Source organism: Comamonas sp. UBA7840 (assembly GCF_002501455.1).
Classification (GTDB): domain Bacteria; phylum Pseudomonadota; class Gammaproteobacteria; order Burkholderiales; family Burkholderiaceae_C; genus Comamonas; species Comamonas jiangduensis.
The window spans coordinates 1-23,037 of sequence record NZ_DLTI01000019.1 but is presented as its reverse complement, the minus strand read 5'-3'; the positions used below and the strand labels follow the sequence as shown (position 1 = coordinate 23,037).

At 56.5% G+C, this 23,037-nt stretch carries 21 protein-coding genes and 1 pseudogene; 12 read left to right on the top strand and 10 right to left on the bottom strand.

All coding sequences use genetic code 11. From position 1 onward, the window contains the following. Nucleotides 1-80: 80 nt before the first annotated feature. Nucleotides 81-872 (top strand): MetQ/NlpA family ABC transporter substrate-binding protein, encoded by a 792-nt coding sequence (locus B3R00_RS05680; RefSeq protein ID WP_286997962.1) that lies wholly within the window; start codon nt 81-83, stop codon nt 870-872. Between the two features lie 590 nt (nt 873-1,462). Then, a complete protein-coding gene (locus tag B3R00_RS05675) occupies nt 1,463-2,872 on the top strand; it encodes an APC family permease (protein ID WP_286997960.1) in 1,410 nt (469 codons plus the stop codon). 327 nt (nt 2,873-3,199) lie between these two features. On the opposite strand, the gene B3R00_RS05670 is transcribed toward B3R00_RS05675, so the two are convergent. The 7 genes from B3R00_RS05670 to B3R00_RS05640 all read right to left on the bottom strand — a co-directional run bounded on the left by B3R00_RS05670 (nt 3,200) and on the right by B3R00_RS05640 (nt 9,870). Next, nucleotides 3,200-4,303 (bottom strand): DUF6817 domain-containing protein, encoded by a 1,104-nt coding sequence (locus B3R00_RS05670; protein ID WP_286997959.1) that lies wholly within the window; start codon nt 4,301-4,303, stop codon nt 3,200-3,202. Further along, complete coding sequence (locus B3R00_RS05665) at nt 4,300-4,818, bottom strand: cupin domain-containing protein (RefSeq protein ID WP_286997958.1); 519 nt, start codon at nt 4,816-4,818, stop codon at nt 4,300-4,302. Before B3R00_RS05665 ends, B3R00_RS05670 begins: the two co-directional genes overlap by 4 nt. Before the next feature lie 63 nt (nt 4,819-4,881). Then, nucleotides 4,882-5,679: a MetQ/NlpA family ABC transporter substrate-binding protein gene (locus B3R00_RS05660; RefSeq protein ID WP_286997957.1), complete on the bottom strand. Its 798-nt coding sequence runs from the start codon at nt 5,677-5,679 to the stop codon at nt 4,882-4,884. A gap of 247 nt (nt 5,680-5,926) precedes the next feature. Then, nucleotides 5,927-6,592, bottom strand: coding sequence for a methionine ABC transporter permease (locus tag B3R00_RS05655; RefSeq protein WP_219164412.1), 666 nt, complete (start codon nt 6,590-6,592; stop codon nt 5,927-5,929). 3 nt (nt 6,593-6,595) lie between these two features. Further along, entirely contained in the window at nt 6,596-7,642 is a 1,047-nt protein-coding gene (locus B3R00_RS05650; protein WP_286997954.1) for a methionine ABC transporter ATP-binding protein, read from the bottom strand. A gap of 328 nt (nt 7,643-7,970) precedes the next feature. After that, nucleotides 7,971-8,576, bottom strand: coding sequence for a hypothetical protein (locus tag B3R00_RS05645; protein WP_286997953.1), 606 nt, complete (start codon nt 8,574-8,576; stop codon nt 7,971-7,973). Between the two features lie 286 nt (nt 8,577-8,862). Continuing rightward, complete coding sequence (locus B3R00_RS05640; protein WP_286997952.1) at nt 8,863-9,870, bottom strand: ion transporter; 1,008 nt, start codon at nt 9,868-9,870, stop codon at nt 8,863-8,865. 404 nt (nt 9,871-10,274) lie between these two features. Here B3R00_RS05640 and B3R00_RS05635 point away from each other — a divergent pair. The 5 genes and pseudogenes from B3R00_RS05635 to B3R00_RS05615 all read left to right on the top strand — a co-directional run. Continuing rightward, a pseudogene (locus B3R00_RS05635) lies at nt 10,275-10,403 on the top strand (IS256 family transposase); the annotation flags it as partial. A 315-nt stretch (nt 10,404-10,718) separates the two neighbouring features. After that, nucleotides 10,719-12,272: an acyl-CoA synthetase gene (locus tag B3R00_RS05630; RefSeq protein WP_286997950.1), complete on the top strand. Its 1,554-nt coding sequence runs from the start codon at nt 10,719-10,721 to the stop codon at nt 12,270-12,272. A 58-nt stretch (nt 12,273-12,330) separates the two neighbouring features. After that, entirely contained in the window at nt 12,331-13,470 is a 1,140-nt protein-coding gene (locus B3R00_RS05625; protein WP_286997949.1) for an FAS1-like dehydratase domain-containing protein, read from the top strand. A 5-nt stretch (nt 13,471-13,475) separates the two neighbouring features. Further along, a complete protein-coding gene (locus B3R00_RS05620) occupies nt 13,476-14,678 on the top strand; it encodes a CaiB/BaiF CoA transferase family protein (protein ID WP_286997948.1) in 1,203 nt (400 codons plus the stop codon). A gap of 32 nt (nt 14,679-14,710) precedes the next feature. Beyond that, nucleotides 14,711-15,676 carry a Bug family tripartite tricarboxylate transporter substrate binding protein gene (locus B3R00_RS05615; RefSeq protein WP_286997947.1) on the top strand — a complete coding sequence of 322 codons (966 nt, stop codon included), beginning with the start codon at nt 14,711-14,713 and terminating at the stop codon, nt 15,674-15,676. Nucleotides 15,677-15,700: 24 nt separating this feature from the next. Here the strand turns inward: B3R00_RS05615 and B3R00_RS05610 are convergent, their stop codons facing one another. The 3 genes from B3R00_RS05610 to B3R00_RS05600 all read right to left on the bottom strand — a co-directional run bounded on the left by B3R00_RS05610 (nt 15,701) and on the right by B3R00_RS05600 (nt 18,044). Next, a complete protein-coding gene (locus B3R00_RS05610) occupies nt 15,701-16,504 on the bottom strand; it encodes an IclR family transcriptional regulator (protein ID WP_286997945.1) in 804 nt (267 codons plus the stop codon). Beyond that, nucleotides 16,497-16,955 (bottom strand): PaaI family thioesterase, encoded by a 459-nt coding sequence (locus tag B3R00_RS05605; RefSeq protein ID WP_286997944.1) that lies wholly within the window; start codon nt 16,953-16,955, stop codon nt 16,497-16,499. The genes B3R00_RS05610 and B3R00_RS05605 overlap by 8 nt, the downstream gene beginning before the upstream one ends. A 237-nt stretch (nt 16,956-17,192) precedes the next feature. Further along, entirely contained in the window at nt 17,193-18,044 is an 852-nt protein-coding gene (locus tag B3R00_RS05600) for a LysR substrate-binding domain-containing protein (protein WP_286997943.1), read from the bottom strand. 147 nt (nt 18,045-18,191) lie between these two features. On the opposite strand from B3R00_RS05600, the gene phnD reads away from it, so the two are divergent. From phnD to phnX, 5 genes are all read left to right on the top strand, one after another. After that, a complete protein-coding gene (gene phnD / locus B3R00_RS05595) occupies nt 18,192-19,064 on the top strand; it encodes a phosphonate ABC transporter substrate-binding protein (protein ID WP_286997942.1) in 873 nt (290 codons plus the stop codon). Then, nucleotides 19,061-19,915, top strand: coding sequence for a phosphonate ABC transporter ATP-binding protein (gene phnC, locus B3R00_RS05590; protein WP_286997941.1), 855 nt, complete (start codon nt 19,061-19,063; stop codon nt 19,913-19,915). The genes phnD and phnC overlap by 4 nt, the downstream gene beginning before the upstream one ends. Beyond that, the gene (gene phnE, locus B3R00_RS05585; protein ID WP_286997981.1) at nt 19,915-20,754 is read left to right on the top strand and encodes a phosphonate ABC transporter, permease protein PhnE; all 840 of its coding nucleotides are present in this window, start codon (nt 19,915-19,917) and stop codon (nt 20,752-20,754) included. The genes phnC and phnE overlap by 1 nt, the downstream gene beginning before the upstream one ends. A gap of 131 nt (nt 20,755-20,885) precedes the next feature. After that, entirely contained in the window at nt 20,886-21,992 is a 1,107-nt protein-coding gene (gene psrA, locus B3R00_RS05580) for an iron-containing alcohol dehydrogenase PsrA (protein WP_286997980.1), read from the top strand. Between the two features lie 37 nt (nt 21,993-22,029). Continuing rightward, nucleotides 22,030-22,896, top strand: coding sequence for a phosphonoacetaldehyde hydrolase (phnX, locus tag B3R00_RS05575; protein WP_286997940.1), 867 nt, complete (start codon nt 22,030-22,032; stop codon nt 22,894-22,896). The last annotated feature ends 141 nt before the right edge of the window (nt 22,897-23,037 follow it).

The following is a 23,037-nucleotide window of genomic DNA, read 5'->3' as shown; positions in this document are numbered from 1 at the left end:
TATATAAAAATAAGAATATATTCTCGAAAAATATAAGGAAGTCGCAGTACAGTGCACTCCTCCTTTTTCGAGAGTTTGAGATGCTGAACAAACGTCTTTTTATCCAAGCTGCACTGGCTGTTGCGACAGCCGGTGCTTTCAGCGCACATGCGCAAGATGCCATCAAGGTAGGCGTTACTGCGGGCCCGCACGCCCAGATCATGGAGCACGTCAAGCAAGTGGCTGAAAAAGATGGTTTGAAAATTCAAATCATTGAATTTAGCGATTACGTGCAGCCCAATGCCGCCCTGGCTTCTGGCGAGCTGCATGTCAACAGCTACCAGCACAGCCCCTACCTGGATGCCCAGGTCAAGGACCGGGGCTACAAGCTGGTGAAGCTGGCCAACACCGTCAACTTCCCCATCGGTTTGTATTCCAAGAAGGTCAAGAAGCTCGATGAGCTCAAGCAAGGCGCCAAGTTCGGCATTCCGAACGACCCCACCAACGGTGGCCGCGTGCTGCTGCTGCTGCAAGAGCAAGGCCTGATCAAGCTCAAGCCCAACGCAGGCTTGAAGGCCACGCCTTTGGATGTGGTGGAGAACCCCAAGAAGCTGCGTTTTGTTGAGCTGGATGCCGCGCAGTTGCCCCGCTCGCTGGATGATTTGGACGCCTCGGCCATCAACACCAACTTTGCCATCTCTGCAGGTCTGAACCCCAAGAAAGACGCGATTGCACTGGAGCGCGCTGACGGCCCTTACGTCAATATCTTGGCAGTGCGCGAAGCCGACCTGAAGCAGCCCTGGGCTGCCAAGCTGGTCAAGGCTTACCAGTCCGAGTCAACGCGTGCATTTGTGGAAAAGCAATTCCAAGGCTCGGTGCTGCTGGGCTTTTAGTTCTGAACTTAGATGCAAGCAGTGCCCGCAAGGGCACTCACTGGCATGCATCCTGCAAGCCCTTGGTCACCACCAAGGGCTTTTTTATTGTCAAAAAAGATAGCTTCTAACGTTGATTTTTAGCGCACTACCAAGCAATAACACGCCAAGGCGCAGCCAACACCAGCGGCGGCAGCTATCAAATCTATAAAAGCAGCAATTCCTTGTGCGGCAGGCGTGGACTTGGGGAGACTGTTACAGCGCAAACACCTGGTGCTAGAATCCGCCCCGAATCGCGCGCGCCAGCGCATGTCACTTGCATGGAGCAAATGTCCGCCTGGTACGCACGAGAGCGACATCAAAGCCCCGCTATGCGTCACTTCGTAGCGGGGCTTTTACATCGCCACGTTCCGCAGCCGTCACACGACGCGCTGCGGCACTGGCGATATCCGATGAAAAAAACAGGCCCTGCGAGGCCACTTTTTATGCCTGACAGAAGTACACACCGTTTTTCCAACCATGCGCTGCTCATGACACAGCTTCCTGATCGCCCCAAGGCGAAGCCACCCGAGTTCACCACTCCCTGATTTTTTTCAAGAGGTAGAAGTAAATTGACCACCCATCATGATTCCCATGGAGTCGCCAAACTCCAAAAGACACTTGTCCTGTGGCAAGTCATCATCATCGGCCTGGCTTATATCCAGCCCATGACGTTGCTGGATACGTTCGGCATGGTGTCGCGAGACAGCCTGCAGCACGTACCCACGTCTTACATGATTGCGTTGATCGCCGTGTTGCTGACTTCGATCAGCTACGGCCACATGATCCGCAAACACCCTTCCTCGGGTTCTGCGTACACCTATGTGCAAAAGTCCATCCACCCGAATGCGGGCTTTATGGTGGGCTGGTCCTCGTTGCTGGACTATTTGTTGTCCCCCATGGTCAACATCTTGCTGGCAAACATCTACCTCACGGAACTGTTCCCTGACGTCAACCACTGGGTCTGGATCATTGGCCTGTCACTGTTGATGGTGGGCGTGAACCTGCGCGGTGCACGCTTTGTGGCCAACTTCAACAGCCTGATCGTGGTGGTGCAACTGCTGGTCATCGGCATCTTTACCTACCTGATCTACACCAAGCTGTACGCCGGCCAGAACGCCTTGAGCGATGAGCTGGGCAGCATCGCCGAACAAGGCGCCGACGCACTGTGGAGCTTCAACCCCTTCTGGAGCGCCAGCACCGAAATTGGCGCGTTGATCACGGGCGCCACCATTTTGTGCTTCTCGTTCACCGGCTTTGACTCGCTGAGCTCGCTGGCCGAAGAAACCAAGGACGTGAAAAAGACCCTGCCGCGCGCCATCTTCCTGACCGCGCTGATCTCGGGCCTGATCTTTATCGCCTCCACCTACTTCATGCAGTTGTACTTCCCCGGCAACCCCGCGCAGTACTTTGAGCTGGTGGACGAAACCCAGCCTGAAATTCTGCTGCTGGTGGGCGGCGCCTTCTTCCAGTCCGTGGTGCTGGCCTTTGCCATCGTGACGGTGATGGCCTCGGGCATCTCCGCGCACGCTGGCGTCTCGCGCCTGATGTACGTGATGGGCCGCGACGGCGTGCTGCCCAAGAAGTTCTTTGGCTACATCAGCCCCAAAAACTTCACCCCCGCCCTGAACATCTGGCTGGCGGGCGTGATCTGCCTGACCGCAGGTTTCCTGAGCCTGGAATTCGTGGTGGCCCTGATCTCGTTCGGCGCCCTGACCGCATTCAGCTTTGTGAACCTGTCGGTGATCTGCAGCTATGGCTTCCGTGATGGCCGCATGAAGACGCCCAAAGACTTCCTGAACTTCTTCGTCGTACCGCTGCTGGGCTTTATCTCCATCGGCGCGCTGTGGCTGGAAGTGGAAGACACATCGCTCAAGGCAGGCATTGCCTGGGCGGCAGTGGGCATCATCTATCTGGCCTGGCTGACCAAGGGCTTCCGCAAGCCAACGCCCCAGCACCATTTCTCTGACGACGAGTCCTAAGCACGCGTTGCGCCCACGCTGCCACCGGCCTTCAGGCACCGGCAGCGTGATTTGGCGCGATGCGCAGCCTGTCACCCCTGCATGACCCGGGCTATGCCCCGGGTCTTTTTTTGCCGGTACGCGGCCCGGCACGAAGCCCCTGCACCAGCCTCAGTAAAGCAAAAAGCCCAGCAGGCTGTACCTACAGGGCTGAAGAGAGTGCGCATTCATAAAAAAGAGAGCTGGTGGCGCTTAATTCGCCTTCATTTCCATACTTTTTGGCATGGAAACGTAAGGAATGCATGCGCCAACAGCTACTTTTTATAGAGCAAGTTGAGGCTTGAGGGCTTACGCCCCCGCCACCTCTTGCCGCAGCGCCATGTTGTTGAGCTTGTCCAAACGATCGGGCCATGTACCCTGCTGGGCCGACTGGCGCACAATACGCGCCCATGCCATCCAGGCGTCCCACTGCACGCGCTTGTCCCAGGCATTGCCCCAGCAGCTGTAGCAATGCACCGCACTGGCTGCAGCACGTTCTGCCTCTTGCGGGCGCCCCGCCGCCAGATACAGCTGGGCCAGCACCATCTGGGGCTCGCCCACCCAGGGGTTCAGGCGCACGGCCTGCTCCAGCACGGCAATCGCGCAATCGGGCTCCACCAAGGGTTGGTCCATTTGAATCACCGACCAGTACAGCGACATGGCCGCCGCTTCGTGGCCCGCCGTCAACTCCGCCGTGCACTGCGCAAACATGGGCGGCAAGGGCAGTTGCTGGCGCAGCACGGGGTGTTGCAGGGCACGGCCCCAGGCGTTGATCTGGCTGACAATGCGGCTGGTGGGCCGCATGGGGCCAGGCCACAGTGACGAGGCCCAATGCACGCTTTGCTGGCGCGCAGGGTCCACATACGGAAAGCGCGAATACACATCGTCTTGCCAGCTGGACCACTGCTCCATCGCATCGGCCATGGTGACGATGGCAAACGCCGCCACTTCCCGCGGCGTGAGGGTGATGCGCTGGGCACCTTGGGCCACCTCCATCGTGCCATCTGCTGCCGTGGCGTGCGCCTGCAGCTTTTGGGTGAATTCGGTGCGGCTGATGGTGCAAAACAGATAGATCAGGTGCTCAGCCTGCTCTCCCACCAAGGCGCGCAAAGCACCGCGTTCGCTGCTGGCATCAAACTTCACCAGATCCACAAAGGCGTTGCCGTAAACGCTGTGCAACAAGCCCAGCAGGCGCACTTCCCGGGGCTGCCGCCACAAGGTCAAAGCACGGGCCACGCCCGCCAGATGGTGGCGAAAGGTGCCGGACTTGTGCCAGTCCTGCCCCACGCCACGCGCCAGCACCACCGGCAGCAGGGGTGCCAGTTCGGCATCCTGCGCCAGCCACTCCTCGCCCAGCAGTTGCTGGGCACGTTCAAACTGCGCCGTATCCAGCGCATGCAAAGGCAAATTCATTCTTTCATCTCCAAAGCGCCCACAGGGCGCTGGGTGTAGTGCGCGGCCCACCCGGCCGTGTCCGTAAACAGGCGCAAGGCCTTGATGCGACGCGCCGCCGTCAGCGTAAAGCGGTGCTCCACGCCCGCGGGCACACGCAGGTAATCGCCAGCGCGCACGGTCACCACACGCTCTTGGCCCTGCGCATCCAGAAAGCCGAAGATGCCTTCGCCATCCAGGATGTAGCGCACCTCATCGTCGGCATGGGTGTGCGGCTGGTCAAAGCGCTGCAGCGCGGCTTGCAGCCCTGCGGTGGCAGGGTGCAACACCACCAAATCGATGCGGTGATAGCCGTGGGCCGCACATTCCTCGGCCACGCTGGCACCTACGGCCTGCACCACGGCCGCTTGCTGGTCAGCATCCAGTGCCTCGTGGGCCAGCAGCGCAGCCAAACCCTGCTGATCAGGCACAGGGCGGTGCAGCCATTGCACACCCAGTGCCGACACAAAAGCATGATCTGTTTGATGTGGATGCACAGCATCTCCCGGTGGTAAGTGGTGGTGCATGACGCGCGGGGCGGTGCCAGCCATTTGCGCGGTTTACCAAGCAGGCGTGTAAGCGCCCTTGAAGGTGGTGGCAATAAAGGCCGCCACTTCGGGTGACTGGTAGGCCTTCACAAACGCTTGCAGGTCGGCATCTTTTTCATGGCCTGCACGCGTGGCAATCAGCACCGTGACATACGGCGTGTTCACATCTTCCAGTGCCAGTGAGTCGCCCTGGGGCTTCAGGCCTGCTGCCACGGCGTAGCTGCTGTTGACGGCGGCGGCATCCAAGTCGTCCAGTGAGCGGGCCAGTTGCGCGGCTTCCAGCTCCACCAACTTCAGCTTTTTGGGGTTGGCCGTGATGTCCAGCACCGAGGCCCGTGCACCAGCACCCGCTTTGAGGGTGATCAACCCCTGCTTGGCCAGCACCATCAGTGCGCGCGAGCCATTGGTGGGGTCGTTGGGAATGCCCACCCGGGCGCCGCTCTGCAAATCCTGGAGATTTTTCACCTTCTTGGAGTACACGCCCATTTGCTGGTTCACCGCCTTGGCCACGGGCACCAGCTTGTAGCCACGGTCTTTGTTTTGCGCATCCATAAAAGGCTGATGCTGGTAGATGTTGGCATCAATATCACCCGCTACCAAAGCAGCGTTGGGCTGGATAAAGTCACCAAACTCCACCAGTTTGACCTGCAGCCCCTGCTTGGCAGCAACTTGCTTGGCCACTTCGGCAATCTGGGCGTGGGGGCCGGCAGTCACGCCAATCGTGACTTTGCCGTCTTGGGCTTGTGCCATCAAGGCTGCGGGCAAGAACGCGGCCGTCGCCAGGGCTTTCAAAAGGAAACGCTTGTGCATGGTGGATATCCTGAATCGGGTTCAACTTCAATCAAAGGCCCCTGTTGCAGGGGCGTGCCAAGAAAGTAACGCATAAGCAACCAAGGGAAAACACGCATAAGCTTATTCAGCCCGCACCAATTGGTATGGCGGTCTGCGTGTTCGGGCAAGCGCCCTAACAGCACGCTGGCGCTGGCGTAAAAAAGCCGTGCACAGGGCACGGCTTGGTATGCGGGGCCGCAACAATGTGCAGCGCGGCGCTGGTTGATTACTTGTGGCTGATGCGCCGCACAATCCAGTCGCCAAAGCTTTGGATGGCTTGCACAAAGAAGATCAAGATAATCACCACGGCCAGCATGATGTCGGGCAGGAAGCGCTGGTAGCCGTAGCGGATACCCAAGTCACCCAGACCACCGCCGCCAATCGCGCCTGCCATGGCCGAATAGCCCGTCAAGCTCACAAAGCTGATGGTCAGCCCCGCCACAATACCGGGCATGGCCTCGGGCAGCAGCACCTTCCAGACGATCTGGCTGGTGGTCGCACCCATGGACTGCGCCGCTTCGACCAGGCCGTTGTCCACTTCACGCAGCGATGTCTCTACCAAACGCGCAATGAACGGCGCGGCCGCAATGGTCAAAGGCACCACCGCCGCCCATGTACCAATCGACGAGCCGGTGATCAGCCGTGTGAAGGGAATGATGGCCACCAGCAAGATGATGAACGGCGTGGAACGCACCGCGTTCACCACCCAGCCCACGGAGTTGTTCAGCGGTGCGTTTTCCAGCACGCCGCCCTTGTCGGTCAGGCGCAAAAACACGCCCAGCGGAATACCGATGATGCCACCCAGCAGGCCGGAGATGCCCACCATGATCAGCGTCTCCCAGAACGAGTCGATGAACAACTCGATCATCATTTCCGAAAAATTCTCGAACATCGCTTAGCCCTTCACTTCCACCACTTGCACCACCACACCACTGCTCTTCAAGTGGCTGATGGCGGCCTCAATCTTGCTTGCATCACCGCTGGCAAACACGGCCAGCGAGCCAAAGGTTTGCTCTTGAATTTCGTCAATCTGGCCGTGCAAGATGGACAAATCCAAGCCCAGCTCACGAATCAGGTGCGAAAGAATCGGCTCATACGCGCTTTCACCGGCATACGACAGGCGCAGCAACTGGCCGCTTTGGCCCGCAGGCAGCTTGGCGGCCAAAGCACGTACACGGTTAAGCACGCTGACGGGCAGCTCTTGCGGCACGATTTCGTCGATCAAGCTCTTGGTAATGCTTTGCTGCGGCTGGGTGAACACCTCAATGACCGAGCCCATTTCCGCGATTTCACCCGCGTCAATCACCGCCACGCGATCCGCGATCTGCTTGATCACTTGCATCTGGTGGGTAATCAAGACCACGGTCACGCCCAGTTCGCGGTTGACCTTGCGCAGCAAATCCAAAATGGAACGGGTGGTTTCAGGGTCCAGCGCGGAGGTGGCTTCGTCACTCAGCAGCACCTTGGGGTTGGACGCCAGCGCACGAGCAATGCCCACACGCTGCTTTTGGCCGCCCGAGATTTGCGCGGGATAGCGGTCTGCCAAGTGCGTCAGCCCTACCAGTTCCAGCAAGGGATCAATACGTTCCTTGATCTGCGCCTTGGTCATGCCCGCCAGCTCCAGCGGCAACGCGGCGTTGTCGTACACGGTGCGCGAGGACAGCAGGTTGAAGTGCTGGAACACCATGCCAATTTCATGGCGCGCTGCGCGCAGTTGCGCATCGGTCATGGTCATCAGATCGCGGCCATCCACCACCATCTGGCCCGATGTGGGGCGGTTGAGCAAGTTGATGCAGCGCACCAGCGAGCTTTTGCCCGCGCCAGAGCGGCCGATGATGCCGAAGATTTCACCCTGCTCAATGGTCAGGTTGATGTGCTTGAGCGCTTCGACGGGCCCTTTGGGGCCTTGGTAGGTCAGGGACAGGTCCCGAATGTCGATCATGTCAGTAGCTACAGCACGCGCTGCCACAAAGCAGGCCACGTGCTCTCAAAAATAGGATGTGGAAATGTAACGCTTTGGCATATAAAAACCAAAGAATCAATACTTAAGTAATAAGATGCTTTGGTTATATCTACCGGCGATGCCTAGGGCTAACCCGCAATGATGCCTGAATTAGCCGCCCACCCATGTGCGCGCTGGCTAAAACCATGCCGAAAGCGCACTGCTTTGCAGCCATGCGCTATGTATTCGAGAGCTTTTAGCGCTTATTAAACGTAGACTTTCACATCGAAATGCTGTGAAAGTCTTAGCAGACAAGCGCTAAGCGCTCTTATTTTCCGTAGTTGGGCTGGTAGGGCTTATCGCTGAACACGCCCAGCAAGCCGCTGGAGAGTTCCTTGTCCGTGCCTTTATAGGCCTCGTACAAAAAGCGCTTGAACGCATCTGCTGCGGGGCTGGAGCGCTCGCCGCTGTATATATTTTCTTCAATCACTCCGCTATCCGTGGCTACACGTACCCAGCCACCCTTGCCCAAGGTAATGCGCTCGATGGTGTCCATGGGCACCACAAACGCTGTCACGCCGGGCAGGCTGGATGCGTCTTTGGCCAGCGAGCGCACCCGCAGCGGCGCGTGCGGGCGCACGTTGAACTCGATTGATTCCACCTTGGCTTGACCACCCCAAGTCCCCACCAGCAGCGTGGCGCGGTTCGGGGTTTCGCTGTGCCATATCGCACCCAGCGTGGGGCAGCGCGCCACACGGCCGCAGTCAATCAGCTGCGGGGCAAACTCAATGGTGGTGGCGCGCTGGGTGTTGTCCACCTTCACTTGCACAACGGCTTCGGTACCGCCTTTTTTGCTGGCGCTACCGCACCCTGCCAGTGCCACGGCACCTGCCACCATGGCCAATGTTGCCCACAACCGCTGCTTCATGCGCATGCCCTCACCCCTAAGATCTAAAGACGCCGATCTTGCCACGAATGCCGGCACACCCGGGGCAGACGCGCCCCAGCGCACCAAAGGGGTAACCGCCCTGTCGCTCTTGGCTGCACCACCCCAGCAAGTGCTCGCGCCTGAGCATCTACAAGCACCAGCACCAGGCACCCTCTTGCGCACTGGTGGGTGCCAACGGGCAAAACAGATAGCAGCTGGTGCGCTTTGCTCAAGCACTTTCATAGTATTCATGTGCAAAAGCATGCAATGGCAAGCACTAACAGCTATCCATTTATTCGCCGTGCATGACAGGCTGGTCTGCTGCCTGCGCGCTATCCGCTGTCTTTTTAGCCCCTGCCGGCTGCGCCGCTGCAGCGTTTGCAGGTGTGCTTGCCACAGGTTTGGCTGCGCGATCCAGCCGCGTGCCGCAGCGGCGGCAGTAGCGGGAGTCTTCCTCATGCCGCTCCAGGCCACAGGCATCGCACTCCACCCCCTTGAGCCGCGCTTTGGTGCCCACATTGCGCGACAACTCTGCCCCCACAATGCCCGTAGGCACCGCCAGCACCCCCCAACCCAGCAGCATCATGATGGAGGCAAAAATACGCCCCATCGGTGTTGAGGGCGTCACATCCCCATAACCTACCGTGGTGACCGTAGAGATGGCCCAATAAATGCCCATGGGCACGCTGGTAAAGCCATTGCGCGGCCCCTCGATCACAAAAATCAAAGCGCCCATCACAAACACAATCAGCGCCACCACACTCAAAAACACAAAAATCTTGCGTGCGCTGGCCCTGAGCGCCTGACCCAGCATCAGGTACTCATTCAAGAAGTTGCGAAAGATGGGAAAGATGTGGAACGTACGCACCAAGCGCAGCGCCCGCACCGCCGCCAAGAAATGTGCTTCGGGGTAAAAAATGCCCAAATAGGTGGGCACGATAGAGAGCAAATCCACCAGCCCGTAAAAACTCAGCGCATAACGCAGCGGGTGGCGCACCGAGACCAGACGCAGCACGTACTCCACGGTAAAGCCGATGGTAAAAATCCACTCCAGCGCGCGCAGCAGGTAGTACAGGCGCCAATCCCCCGCGATCGAGGGAATGCTGTGCGCAATCACTACGCACAAACTCAAGATGATGGCCAGCGTAAGCCGTCGCTCAAAGCGCTTGCCCATCTCGGTGTTCGTCTCAAACACCGTGCGGTAGATGCTCTGGCGCCAGCGCGCCACGGGCACCCCCAGCCGCTCGGCGGAAGGGTAGTTGTCGCGGAAAAATTCAGAAAGAGAAGCCAGCCATTGCATGGATGGATTGTAGAAACCCTGCACCATGCTTCAGATGTAAAAAAGCCCTGCCGGGCGAACGCGGGCAGGGCTTGGGTTGGCAGGGAACGCGAAAACCGCGATTATTCCCACTCAATTGTCAATTGGAGTGGGAATTTAAATGTAATCAGATGTCATTACATGTACTTGGACATCAGGCTTAACAGCCTTTTAAAAGCCATACCGTCAACTCTACCGTCAAAAGAACTTTACGTGTTCTTGCCCAGCGAGACCACTGAAAGAGCCCTGTTGCAAAGCAGCCGAACTTACCTCATTCGGTAGCGAGGGTGTACAGAATTTTGTGTGAACGGACAATTCATCGCCGGCGTTAACCGGCCTGTCCGTAAACACCATGAGCACCAAGAAAAACGACGTACCCCGAAGAACTGTTGTCCGGCCTGTTGGCCAACTACAAGAAACCTGAAGACCTCATAGGCGAGAACGGCCTGCTCAAGCAGTTGACCAAGCTGCTGGTTGCCTATGAATCATGGAACTCAGTATCAAAACATGCTGGAGCCCCTGATTTATCTAAGTTGCCTGCTCCTTAATTCATAAAAATAACATGCTGCAATGCAACAAGCGAAGCCTTCGCGCACAGGCGATAACCCATTGAAGCAAATGGTTTTTGCATGTCCGGCATCGCACTTTGACACGCTAATTCTCAGCACAAACCCTCTCAAAAAGCCCATCATTTGTTGTCTCGACGACATTTGATGGGCTTTTTATTTGAATTTTTGTTTTTGTATATATACAAAATAAAGTGTCATTTGACAAAACATTGAGCGATTCTGAAACTGAAGTCATCGCAGCCACTACCAGTTTCAGAAGCCATGCCAAGACTCACTGACTTTCACAGCTACGCCGACGCCCAGGCCCAGTTTTCCTCGGAAAAACTGTGGGAGCTGTTTGACGGCAACCGAGAGCAATTCAACATTGCTACCGAGTGCGTCGACCGCTATGCGAACAGCGGCAAAGATGCACTGATCGTGGCGCATGCTGATGGCCGCGACGAGGTCATCACCTACGCCGAGCTGTCGGCTGACAGCAGCCGCTTTGCTAATTGGCTGGTTACCCAAAACGTACAACCCGGCCAGCGCGTCGCCATCATGCTGGAGCCATCTCGCGCCTTCTACACAGCCATGTTTGGCACCATCAAGCGCGGCGCCATTGCGGTGCCGATGTTCACGCTGTTTGGCCCCGATGGTGTGCGCCTGCGTCTGGATGACTGCCAGCCCGCATTACTGGTAACCAACGCCCAAAAGCGCGATACCGCACCTGCACACATTCACACTGTGGTGTACGACGATGCCCTGCACGCCCACCTGCAAGGCTTGTCCGCGCAATTCACGCCAGACACCAGCGGCAGCGATCTGGCCGTGTTTCAGTACACCTCGGGCACCACACGGGAGTTGCCCGAAGCTGTCAAACACACGCACCGCTCGCTGGTTACCTTGATGGTGGCTGCTCTCTATGGCACCGGTCTGCGCCCTAACGACCGTTTCTTTTGCCCATCGTCCCCCGCCTGGGGCCACGGCCTGTGGCATGGCACGTTGGCACCGCTGGCGCTGGGCCTGACCGTGGGAGCCTACAGCGGCAAGTTCAATCCCGAGCGACTGCTGCAAGCCCTGTCACAGCACCGTTTCACCAACATGTCTGCCGCCGCCACGCACTATCGCATGATGAAAAACTGCGGCAAGGCGGGTGACTACAGCTTCGCGTTTGAAAAACTCTCCTTCACCGGCGAGCCGATTGATGACGACACCGCTGATTTTGTGCAGCGCACTTTTGGCCTGGAGGTGTGCAGCATGTACGGCACTACCGAAATTGGCGTGGTACTAGCCAGCTACCCCGGTGCAAGCGACTTCGCAGCACCGCGCGGCTCACTAGGCAAAGCTGTGCCAGGCACAGTGGTGCAAGTGCATGACGCCGAAGGCCGAATTTGCCCACCCGGTGTAACCGGGCAGTTGATGGTGCAGCGTCACGGTCAGTGGATTCCCACCAAAGACCTAGGCCGCATGGATGCTGACGGCTACTTCTTTCACGGAGGCCGTGCCGACGACGTGATTATTTCAGCTGGCTGGACCATGAGCGCCGTCGAAATTGAGAACGTGATGCTCATGCACCCCGATGTGCAAGAGGCTGCTGCCATTGGCGTACCGGACGAGTTACGCGGCCAGGTCATCAAGGCATTTCTGGTCTCGCCACGCAGCGGCTCCGATGCCTTCATCCAAGAAATTCAAGACCTGCTGCGCAGCAAGCTAAGTCAGCACGAATACCCGCGCCAAGTGGCCTTTGTGGCCGAGCTGCCCAAGACCCCCGCCGGCAAGGTGCACCGCAAAGTGCTGCGCGAACGCGAGCTGGCATCACTGGCAGCCACGGCCTGATTTCCTTTTCCCCTGCTCCTTCATTTCTTTATCCACAACCACCACCGGAGACATCACCATGGACATGAAAGCACAACGCACTTTCCCCAAAATCACCGAACAAGGTCTGGACGAGCTGCGCCAGCGCCTGGGTCAGAAAATCGGTCAGACGGCAGAACCTTGGTGCCATGAAGCCACGCGCGACAACATCCGCCACTATGCGCACGGCATTGGTGACGACAACCCGCTGTGGTGCGACCCGGACTACGCTGCCAAAACGCAGTACGGCACTTTGGTGGCACTGCCCAGCTTCTTATTCTCCACCAGCCGCATCGTCTCGGGCTATGTAGGCGGCTTGCCCGGCGTGCACGCAATGTGGTCGGGTGCGGATTGGACATGGCACAAGCCTGTACTGCGCAATGACGAAATCCACACTGAGGCGTACCTGAAAGATCTGGTCGAGCACAACACCCGTTTTGCGGGGCGCGCCATCCAGCAGATCTACCACGTCGATTTCTTCAACCAAAGCGGCGACAAAGTGGCGGAGGCTGATAGCTGGTGCTTCCGTACCGAGCGCGACCACGCTCGCGAACAAGGCACTAAATACCAGGAAGCGCGTGAACGCGGCCCACGCCGCTACACAGAAGAGGAGTTGGCCGAAGCCTACAAGCTGTACCGCAACGAGGAGATCCGTGGAGCTATTCCCCGCTACTGGCAAGACGTGAAAGAAGGCGAAGACTTGCCCGTGATGTTTAAGGGCCCCATGACGGTGACCGGCTTCATCGCCTACGCCCAAGGCTGGGGTGGTTTGTACATCCGAGCCAACAAGCTGGCGTGGAAGCTGATTGACGCCCACCCCGGTGTCGGTATCAAAAACCGCTTCGGCATTCCGGACGTGCCAGAGCGCGTGCACTGGGAAGAAGACTTTGCACTGGAAGTCGGCGCGCCAGGTGCTTATGACTACGGCCCGGAGCGCACTTCCTGGCTGACCCACCAGCTCACCAACTGGATGGGCGACACCGGTTTCCTGCACAAAGCTAGCTGCCAAGTGCGCCGCCACAACCCTGAAGGTGACATGTTGTTCATCAAGGGCAAAGTCAAGCGCAAGTTCATCGAGAACGGCAAGCACATGGTGGAAGTGGAGCAAGAAGGCCGTAACCAAGATGGTGAGTTGTCCGTGATTGGCACCGGCATCATCGTTTTGCCAAGCAAAGGGTAAGCACCATGACAGCCACCACCGACAGCGCACTCACCGGCCTGAAAGTGGTTGACCTGTCTCGCGTGCTGGCCGGTCCGCTATGCACCCAAATGCTTGCGGATCATGGGGCCGACGTGATCAAGGTTGAACCACCGAGTGGCGATGAAACGCGCCATCTGGGCCCACCATTTGATGACGATGGCCGCTCGGCCTACTACGCAGCCCTAAATCGGGGCAAGCGCTCTATCAGCCTGGATCTCTCCAAACCCGAAGCGCAGGAAGTGCTTCACCGCCTGCTGGCCGATGCCGACGTGCTGGTGGAGAACTTTCTGCCAGGCACCATGGAGCGCTGGGGTCTGGGTTATGAGCAAACACTGGCCGAGCGTTACCCGCGATTGGTGTACTGCGCTGTCTCGGGCTTTGGCTGCGACGGCCCCATGGGCGGCATGCCGGGCTACGACGCCGTTTTGCAGGCGCTGTGCGGCATCATGAGCGTGAATGGTAGCCCCGAAACGGGTGCCACACGCCTGGGGCTTCCTCTGGTGGATCACCTGACAGGCTATGTGGCTTTCAGCTCAGTGATGCTGGCTTTGCAAGCACGCCAGCGCACCGAGCAGGGGCAGCGCGTAGAGGCTGTGCTGTATGACACCGCCATTAGTCTGCTGCTGCCACATGCGTCCAATTACCTAGTCTCAGGCCACAGCCCCGGACTGCTTGGCAGTGCCCACCCGAACATTGCCCCGTATGACAAGTTCCACGCTCTTGATGGGGAGTTGTTTATTGGGATTGTCAACGATGGGCAGTTCCGACGTTTTTGCAGCCATCTGCACTTGGAAGATGTACTGACCGATGCGCGTTTTACGAGCAACGCCTTGCGGCTGCAAAACCGCGATGCGCTCAAAGCACGCATTGAACACGCGATTGCACTCTATGAACGTGTCCCTTTGTGCAGTGCCTTAATGCGCGGTGGCGTGCCCGCTGCACCTGTGCACACCGTGCAGGAAGCGCTCAACCACGCACACAGCCAGCACCGCCAACTGGTGATGCGCGATGGCAATTACACCGGCTTGCGCTCGCCCATGCGTTTGACAGCCACTCCGGGTAAATCTGGCTCTGCACCACCGGCTTTTGCCCAAGACTGTGAATCTGTCTTGGTGGAGCTGGGTTTTTCTGATTTGCAACGTCAGCAGCTTCACGAGGTGGGTGCAGCCCCACGTGCAGCGCGTTAGTGTTCCCTGCACAAAAAATCAAGGAGATAGCCATGCGTAAATTTTCCGCTTTGCTTGCAGCAACCGCCTGCATCTTGGCCCCGCTATCGGTAGCCCATGCGCAGGGCTATCCGAACAAACCCGTCAAGATCATCGTGGCCTACGCTGCAGGCCAGGGCACGGACATTGCAACGCGCTACATCGCCGACCAAATGGCGCGAGACCTGGGTCAACCCATCGTCATTGATAACCGCCCCGGTGCAGGTGGCAATCTGGGAACAGAACTAGCAGGCCAAGCGGCCCCGGATGGCTATACCCTGACCATGGGCACCAATGCTACCCATGCGCTCAACCAGTTTCTGTATAGCAAACTGCCCTTCAATGCCGAGAAAGATTTCACGCCCGTGGGCTTGGTGGGCACTTTTCCGATGGTGATTGCAGTCAACAGCAATTCGCCCTACAAGACCGTCAAGGAAGTCGTCGAGGCAGCGCGCCAAAACCCACGTTCTGCCGACATAGCTATGCCCAGTACCACAGCCCGCCTGGTGGTCGAATTACTCAAGAAAAATACCGATGTCCCGCTGTTTGGCGTGCCCTATAAAGGCTCTGCCAGCGCCATAACCGATTTGCTGGGTAGCCAGTTGCCGCTGGTGGTTGATACGCCCACCGCACTGCGCACCCATATCGAATCGGGAAAAGTTCGCGCCTTAGGTGTTACGTCAGCGCGAGAAAGCAGTCTGGTGCCAGGCGTACCCCCAGTGGCAGCCCAAGGCTTTGACGGTTTTGAAGTGATCGCATGGAACGCGCTGTATGCCCCTAAGGGCACACCTGCGCCAGTGCTGGAGCGGCTGAACCAGTCGCTCAACAAGGTTCTGAGCAAACCTGAAACCTCGCAAAAACTCCTGTCTCTGGGGTTTGAGCCTGCAGGCGGCCCCGCCCAACAACTGGCAGCGTTTGCCAGCAAAGAACGTGAAAAGTGGGGCCCTATCATTGCCCAGTCAGGCATTACGGTGAACTGATTGCAACCTTTACGAGTAGCACCTTCACTGGCGGTGTAACGCTTGCAAATGCCGCTCCATTTCACGGGCGGCATTTTGCATTTGAGCCACGATGCTTTGCGTAGCAAGCACACCAATTTGGCTACTTAAACCTGCCGCCACCAAGGTGTGTGTCATGCGGCCTACACTGCCAAACACAGGTACTGCCAGCACCGTAACGCCACTCATAAAACAATCTTTATCCACACTCCATCCACGGTCGCGTGCCAGTTCAACCTGTTTTTTCCAAGTGTCGTAACTGGGGGGCTGATCCCAGGGAATTTTCTTGAAATGCTGACGCAATTGCGGCCATGTTTGACCACTGTGCGCCGCAATCAAACGCCCTGTGGCACTAACCCATGTCGAGAACTGGCTGCCCACGTCGGTGTGCAGGCGAAACGGCTGCTCCGAGTGCGCCAGGGCCAGCACCAGCACGCTTTGTTTGGGAGTGACTTCTACGCCCATCACGCTCACACCATGTTGCTGCGCAATTTGATCTAAGTACGGCTGCACCAGTTGCGTAAAACCACCCCCCTCCAAAACGCTGCGTGCCAAGCTGATCATGCCGCTGCCCAAGCTGTAGCGCTTGGTGTGCGGGTCGGCATTCACCAGCTCTTCCTCCACCAGCACCCGCAGGATGTGCAGGCAGGTACTGGGCACCAACTCCAGTGCATCGGCAATCGCTTTTACACCCAGGGGCTGCTGCATGCGCCCCAGCAGCCGCAAGATAGCAATCGAGCGCGTTACCGCAGGCACCTCACGCACACGAGTACCGCGCGGGGCATATTTTTTGGTAGGTGCTTCATTCATGGGTTGCGGAAGTTTTGGCAGTTAATACCTTCATGATGCCTTGCGCGTTAAGCAGCAATTGCGCCTGCACCCACAACTGTGCGCGCACAAACACCATGCTACGGGTGCTGTGCGTGATCTGTGCATCGCACACCACAAAATCACCAGCCTTGGCAGAGGCGACAAACTGGGAGTCCAACTGTACTGTCACACACGGTTGCCGCTGGCTGTGCTGCCATGCCACAGCGCTCATGGCATGGTCTGCCAGCGTCAGCAGCACGCCACCATGCACCACGCCCGCAGGGTTCAGGTGTTTAGCCTCCAGCAACAATCCATAGCGCCATAGTCCATCCCCGCTGGCTAGACTCCAAAGCGGCCCCGTATGCCCCATGTGGCCGGACAGATCGTGCAGCTTCCAGCCTGCAGTGACCAAATTTTGAGGTATTAAGTTTGCCGAATTGTCTGGTGGCATAGTGCAGCTCCTTTTGCACAGAGACAAATGATTTGCGTCTTCGCACTATAAAAGGACTTTTCATCCACAGCTAGGGCTGTGTTTACGTTATCAGAGGTGTTTGCATATCAAACCGGTGCGGTTCAGCAAGACCATCCACAGCTTCATGGCGGTTATTCGCGGAGATATGCAGATGCAATTGCGTGCGGCTAACCGACCTGCGGGGAATCTGATGCATCAGATTCAAGATAGCAGTTACTAGAATGCCTTCATAAATGAATGAACCAGCAAGCTATCACTGCGCTCTTTCATGCAATACACGTAAGTAGTGGTGTGGGCTGGGTCACCAGTAATGCGCACAGGTGTCAAGTTTGGATCTGCGATGAACTCGGCTTCGGATACTGCTCCAATACCGAGCCCCCGAATGACCGCTTCTCGTATAGCTTCACGGCTACCGATTTCTAAGCCAAGTTGAGGCCTGACGCCTGCCTCATTGAGAACTTTTTCTATGGCTGCACGGGTGGTGGAACCCTTTTCACGCAACAACAGCGACTGCCCATGCAGCTCTTGGATATCTACCTGACGGCGTTGTGCGAAAGCATGACTTTTATGTACGAACAAGATGATGGCGTGGCGTGCGTACTCGCGAAATTGAAACTCAGGACGATCATGCATACCTGCAAGCACGGCGACATCCGTGACATAGTGCTCTAGGTCATGCAGCACCTGTTGAGAATTCCCCATGCGGATCGACAACTGCATGCCAGGATGGCGTGCACGGTATGAAGCAACCATCTCAATGACATGAAATGGGCCGACTGCACCAATTTTCAGCTCGCCCTGGTTGAGCCTTCCTGAATCGCGAAGGAAAAAATCTGCTTCAGCTTCGATGGCTACTAGTTTTTGAGCAATAGCGAGTAGCTTGTGGCCAGCGCCAGTCAGGGACATGCGATAGCCCTGACGGTAAAAAAGCTCAATTTTGCTCTGCCGCTCTAGCGTAGTGATTTGGCTAGAAACGGTGGGCTGGCTCACTCCCAAAGCGCGTGCTGCAGCACTGAGGCTGCCATGTTTAGCGACAGCAATAAATGAGCGATAACGGGCAGTGCTCATGGAGAGTCTTATCTCAAGATTTGATCTATAGAAGGTGTCAAAACTGATTTTGAAATCTTCACATGACAGTCATATGTCCTCCCTAGCATTCACTCCATCACAACACATACCGTCTTGTGAAAGTTGTAAAGGCAAAGGATGACTTCCATGAAGATGACTCGTAAAGCTTGGCTACAAACATCTATCGCTTCTTTGATGCTGGCTGCTACTGGCACGGCTTGGGCACAGAGCAGCGAGCTGCGAGTTGGCTTGATTCCATCTGAAGACGCTCAGGCCATGATGCGTGCAAGCCAGCAAGTGATGGAGCAGTTGGAGCTAAAGACGGGACTGAAGGTCAAGCCTTTTGTAGCCAACGATTACAACGGTGTCATTGAGGCCATGCGCTCAGGCAAGATTGATGTGGCGTACTTTGGCCCCTTTTCCTACGTGCTGGCAGCGCAAATGGCAAATGCCGAAGCATTTGCGATTCCAGTTTCCAAAAAATCTGGCCAAAGCTCATATCAGAGCATCATCATCAGCAAAAAAGATAGCGGCCCTACCAGTGTTGCGCAGTTGCAGGGCAAGACCTTCGCGTTCGTGGACCCAAGCTCGGCATCCGGTCACTTATTTCCTAAAGCTGGGTTGAAGGGCGACGGGATTGATGCTGATAAATACTTATCCCGCGTAATTTTTTCTGGTTCGCACGATGCCAGCATCATGGCTGTGGCCCATGGCAAGGTGGATGCAGCAGCGGTAGCAAGCCCGATTTTTCAGACAGCAGTGGCCAAAGGGCATGTCAAGGCAGAAGATTTTCAGGTGATCTGGACTTCTCAGCCCATCCCCGAATCACCTATGGCTTGGCGCAAGGGATTGGATGCCGATACCAAGCAAAAAGTAGCGGCAGCGCTGGCAGAGATTAAAGGGCTGCCTTGGGGTGACCGTGGTGTGCTCAATGGGTTTGCAGCGACTAACGATGCAGCCTACAACGTAGTACGTGATACAGCCAAGGCCCTAAATTTAGATTTAGGGAAAATGAAATGATCACGATCCGTAACTTGCGCAAGAGCTATGGCAGCAACCATGTGCTGCATGGCATCGACTTGGATGTAAAAGCTGGCGAGTTTGTGGTGATGCTGGGTCTCTCCGGTGCCGGTAAATCGACGCTGCTGCGCTGCATGAATGGCCTCAATCGAGCCGACAGCGGTACGCTGCAAGTCGGTGGAATTGACTTGATGCAAAAGCACTCGCGCCGCGAACTGGCACGCCATGTTGCGATGGTCTTCCAACACCACAACCTTGTGCAGCGCCTGTCGGTGCGCAAGAACGTATTGACTGGTCGTCTGGGGCAGATTGGAACGTTTGCTTCAATGATGCAGATGTTTAAGCACAGCGATATCGTGCTGGCTAACCAGTGTTTAGAACGCGTGGGGTTGGCCCACAAAGCCGATGAGCGCACTGAAGCGTTATCAGGTGGGCAAATGCAGCGCGTAGGTATTGCACGAGCGCTGGCACAGCAACCCAATGTGATCTTGGCTGATGAGCCAGTGGCAAGCCTGGACCCAAAGACAGCCCGCAGCGTACTGCAGTACCTCAGGGAGGCCACGCGAGAAATGGGCATTGCAGTGGTTTGCAATTTGCACCAGGTGGATTACGCCAAAGAGTTCGGTGATCGTGTTGTGGGGCTGGCGCAGGGACGTATGGTCTTCAACGACGTTCCCGCTGCGCTGGATGCGGCTGCATTGGATGCGATTTATCACACACCAGATGCTGAACCCAGATCCCATTACGAGGAGCATGCTGCTCCGGCTTCTCAGATCTACAGTCCAGGAATTTGGATGCCTGTAGCGACAAATACAGCACACACTGTTGCTACTACCGAGAGGGTATTGTGATGGGAACCCCACATTTGCATAAGGCACATGACCGTTGGGTTTGGACAGCAGGCCGCCCTGAAAATACTGGTAGTTGGCTCACCTATGCCGCCTTGGCATTGGGTATTGGTTGGCTATTGCACTGGAGCGCAGGTGGCGCTCAGATGAGCTGGGGCGAGCTGGCTGACGGGATGCCACAGATTGGTGACTTTTTGTCCCGATCCGTGCCTCCTGACTGGAGCATCTTGCCGCGCTTGTTGGCACCTGCTATGGAGACGATTCAAATTGCCATCTGGGGCACATTGCTGAGTGTATTGCTCGCGTTGCCACTGTCATTTATTGCGGCGAGCAATCTACACAGTTGGCACTGGCTGCGCAGGGTAACTCGCCAATTTATGAACGTGGTACGCAGTATCAATGAACTGATTTTGGCTTTGGTGTTTGTATCTGCGGTGGGGCTCGGTCCGTTCCCAGGTGTGCTGGCGTTGGCCCTGCACGGTATGGGCATGTTGGGTAAATTTTTTGCGGAAGCGATAGAAGAAATTGACGATGGCCCGCTGCAAGCACTGCGAAGTGCAGGTGCCAGCCAGCTTCAAGTCATCGCTTTTGGTGTCGTCCCCCAGGTTATTACCGCTTGGATTGCTGTGGTGCTCTATCGCTTCGAGGTAAACCTGCGCTCGGCCACTGTGCTCGGCATGGTAGGAGCCGGAGGCTTGGGCTTTGAACTAGTTAGCAGCCTCAAGCTGTTCCGCTATCAAGAAACGGCGACTTGCATCATCGTAATCACTGTGATGGTGATTGCCGCAGACATGGTCTCCAACTGGCTGCGCAACCGAATTCAGCAAGGCGCCCGCCACTGATTTAGCTACTAGCCCCTTAAGTAGTGCGCTATCAGCGCACCGCCCTCAACCCCTTTAAACATTAGCTTTTGCGCTGTCACTTTCTATGCGCAGGGCTAATTGCATCCTCAATATTTGGAAAGAATCTTGTCGTGTGGAATTATCACAACCCTGTAAACGTCACTGCAGGCGTCAACAGTTTGGAGAGGCTACCTGTCTTGCTTGGAGGTCGCAATTGCATTCTGGTTACGTTTCCTGAGGCGCGCGGACTTGGCTTGGTGGAGCGTGTTCAGCAGTTAGTGGGTGAGCAGTTACATGGTGTGATCGATACCATTGCTCCCAACCCCGATATCCAATGGCTAGGTCCTTTGTATGAGCAGGTGCAACGTGAATACGCTGATGCGCCTGTCATCGTTGCTTTAGGTGGTGGCAGCGCCATTGACTCTGCCAAGGGATTGCTGTGCGCTACACCTAACGGCAAGTTTGAAGAATTGCTGGAGGTACTTGAGCAGGGTGGCCGATTGCCAACCACGGGTGCAACCATCGCACATAAGGCATTAATCGCTATCCCAACTACCGCCGGCACTGGCAGTGAGGTGACACCTTGGGCAACTATTTGGGACCAAGCTGGTGCTCGCAAGCACTCGCTACACCAAGCATGCACTTGGCCTGAGGCCGCCATCATCGATGCTGGGTTGATGATCAGCTTGCCCGCTGGCGCGACTTTGGCCTCTGGCTTAGATGCACTTTCGCATGCTTTGGAATCGATCTGGAATGTCAACCGCAATCCGATTTCCATGTCGCTGGCTGTGCAGGCCGCCCGCCAAGTGATGGCCACGTTACCTGCTTTGATGTGCGATCTGGCGAATGTGCAACTGCGCAGTGATATGGCTCAAGCAGCTTTGCTGGCCGGATTTGCATTCTCCAACACCAAAACAGCGCTAGCGCATTCACTGTCTTACGACATCACGCTGCAACACGGCGTGCCTCACGGTATCGCTTGTTCATTTAGCTTGCCGTTAATTCTGGAGATGGCACTAGGCAGTGACGCGCAGGTCGATGCAGCACTGCTGTCCATCTTTGACACGAGGGAGCCTGCAATTGCTCAAGCGCGCCTGTGCAACTTCTTGCAAAAACTCGGTGTTGCAACAGATCCCGCACATTACGGCGTAGAGGCACAGGCATGGGAAACGATGGTCAACAAGGCAGCCAATGGCCCACGAGGGCGCAACTTTATTCGTAGCTTAGCTACCGTTTGATAGTCATTGCATCTAAAAAAATTCTGAAGAAAAGTCCATGAACGCCATCACTTCCGCTGAGATTCAAACGCTCGACAGTCAAACTGTTGATTTATCCCCTCTACAAGCTGTCATCTTTGATTGGGCAGGGACACTGGTCGACTTTGGATCACTGGCACCTACGCAGATATTTGTTGAAGCTTTTGCCACGTTTGGCATCAGCATCACACTTGAACAAGCACGAGGCCCAATGGGCCTTTCAAAGTGGGATCATATTTATCAACTACTGCAAGAGCCAAGTATTGCTGTGCAGTGGAACAGTACGTTTGGCCGAGCGCCAAGTAATGTAGATGTAGACGCGATCTATGCGCGCTTCATGCCCATGCAAATTGCCAAAGTGGGTGAGTTCTCAGCTCCAATTGAGGGTGCAGTGCAGGTGCTTCAGTGGTTGCGTGCCAATGGTTTGAAAGTGGGGTCATGCTCTGGCTACCCCCGGGAAGTGCTGAATCAGTTGCTGCCTCAAGCCGCTAAAGCTGGCATCTCACCTGACCATGTAGTCGCTGGTGATGAGCTCACCGCTGGAGGCCGTCCTGGGCCGTATATGGCTTTGGCTAATGTGCTGGCATTGGGTATTAGTGATGTACGTGCCTGCGTGAAGGTCGATGACACCGTGCCAGGTATTGAGGAAGGGCTGAACGCTGGCATGTGGACGATCGGCTTGAGCCTGTCTGGTAACGAAGTTGGCTATAGCAAAGAAGAATATTCGAACGCGAATGCTGCGGACGTAGAGGCAAAAGTTGCGGTAGCTGAGGCCAAGCTTAAAAAAGCTGGCTCACATTACGTTATGCGGACTATTGCGGACTTGCCGGCTGTTCTAGCAAAGATTGCAGAGCGTATGCGTCGAGGTGAATTGCCTACCAGTTAAATATCAGGGGCCCAATGACTGCTTTGTGCGTCAGCAGTCATTGGCATTTCTGATTTGACTGGCTGCAATCAGCCTGAAGCTAACTTCTGACTCCTCGGTCGGTTTCGCAGCAATTGCTGCTTGTTGATTTCCACGCAGAAC

Bases quoted from the DNA above. Each gene is read 5' to 3' on its own strand.
- B3R00_RS05625 (WP_286997949.1), top strand. From the start codon at position 12,331: ATGGACATGAAAGCACAACGCACTTTCCCCAAAATCACCGAACAAGGT.
- phnX (WP_286997940.1), top strand. From the start codon at position 22,030: ATGAACGCCATCACTTCCGCTGAGATTCAAACGCTCGACAGTCAAACT.
- B3R00_RS05650 (WP_286997954.1), bottom strand. From the start codon at position 7,642: ATGATCGACATTCGGGACCTGTCCCTGACCTACCAAGGCCCCAAAGGG.
- B3R00_RS05600 (WP_286997943.1), bottom strand. From the start codon at position 18,044: ATGAGCACTGCCCGTTATCGCTCATTTATTGCTGTCGCTAAACATGGC.
- phnE (WP_286997981.1), top strand. From the start codon at position 19,915: ATGGGAACCCCACATTTGCATAAGGCACATGACCGTTGGGTTTGGACA.
- phnC (WP_286997941.1), top strand. From the start codon at position 19,061: ATGATCACGATCCGTAACTTGCGCAAGAGCTATGGCAGCAACCATGTG.
- B3R00_RS05610 (WP_286997945.1), bottom strand. From the start codon at position 16,504: ATGAATGAAGCACCTACCAAAAAATATGCCCCGCGCGGTACTCGTGTG.
- B3R00_RS05630 (WP_286997950.1), top strand. From the start codon at position 10,719: ATGCCAAGACTCACTGACTTTCACAGCTACGCCGACGCCCAGGCCCAG.
- B3R00_RS05605 (WP_286997944.1), bottom strand. From the start codon at position 16,955: ATGCCACCAGACAATTCGGCAAACTTAATACCTCAAAATTTGGTCACT.
- B3R00_RS05680 (WP_286997962.1), top strand. From the start codon at position 81: ATGCTGAACAAACGTCTTTTTATCCAAGCTGCACTGGCTGTTGCGACA.
- B3R00_RS05615 (WP_286997947.1), top strand. From the start codon at position 14,711: ATGCGTAAATTTTCCGCTTTGCTTGCAGCAACCGCCTGCATCTTGGCC.
- B3R00_RS05670 (WP_286997959.1), bottom strand. From the start codon at position 4,303: ATGAATTTGCCTTTGCATGCGCTGGATACGGCGCAGTTTGAACGTGCC.
- B3R00_RS05620 (WP_286997948.1), top strand. From the start codon at position 13,476: ATGACAGCCACCACCGACAGCGCACTCACCGGCCTGAAAGTGGTTGAC.
- B3R00_RS05645 (WP_286997953.1), bottom strand. From the start codon at position 8,576: ATGCGCATGAAGCAGCGGTTGTGGGCAACATTGGCCATGGTGGCAGGT.
- B3R00_RS05640 (WP_286997952.1), bottom strand. From the start codon at position 9,870: ATGCAATGGCTGGCTTCTCTTTCTGAATTTTTCCGCGACAACTACCCT.
- B3R00_RS05660 (WP_286997957.1), bottom strand. From the start codon at position 5,679: ATGCACAAGCGTTTCCTTTTGAAAGCCCTGGCGACGGCCGCGTTCTTG.
- phnD (WP_286997942.1), top strand. From the start codon at position 18,192: ATGAAGATGACTCGTAAAGCTTGGCTACAAACATCTATCGCTTCTTTG.
- B3R00_RS05655 (WP_219164412.1), bottom strand. From the start codon at position 6,592: ATGTTCGAGAATTTTTCGGAAATGATGATCGAGTTGTTCATCGACTCG.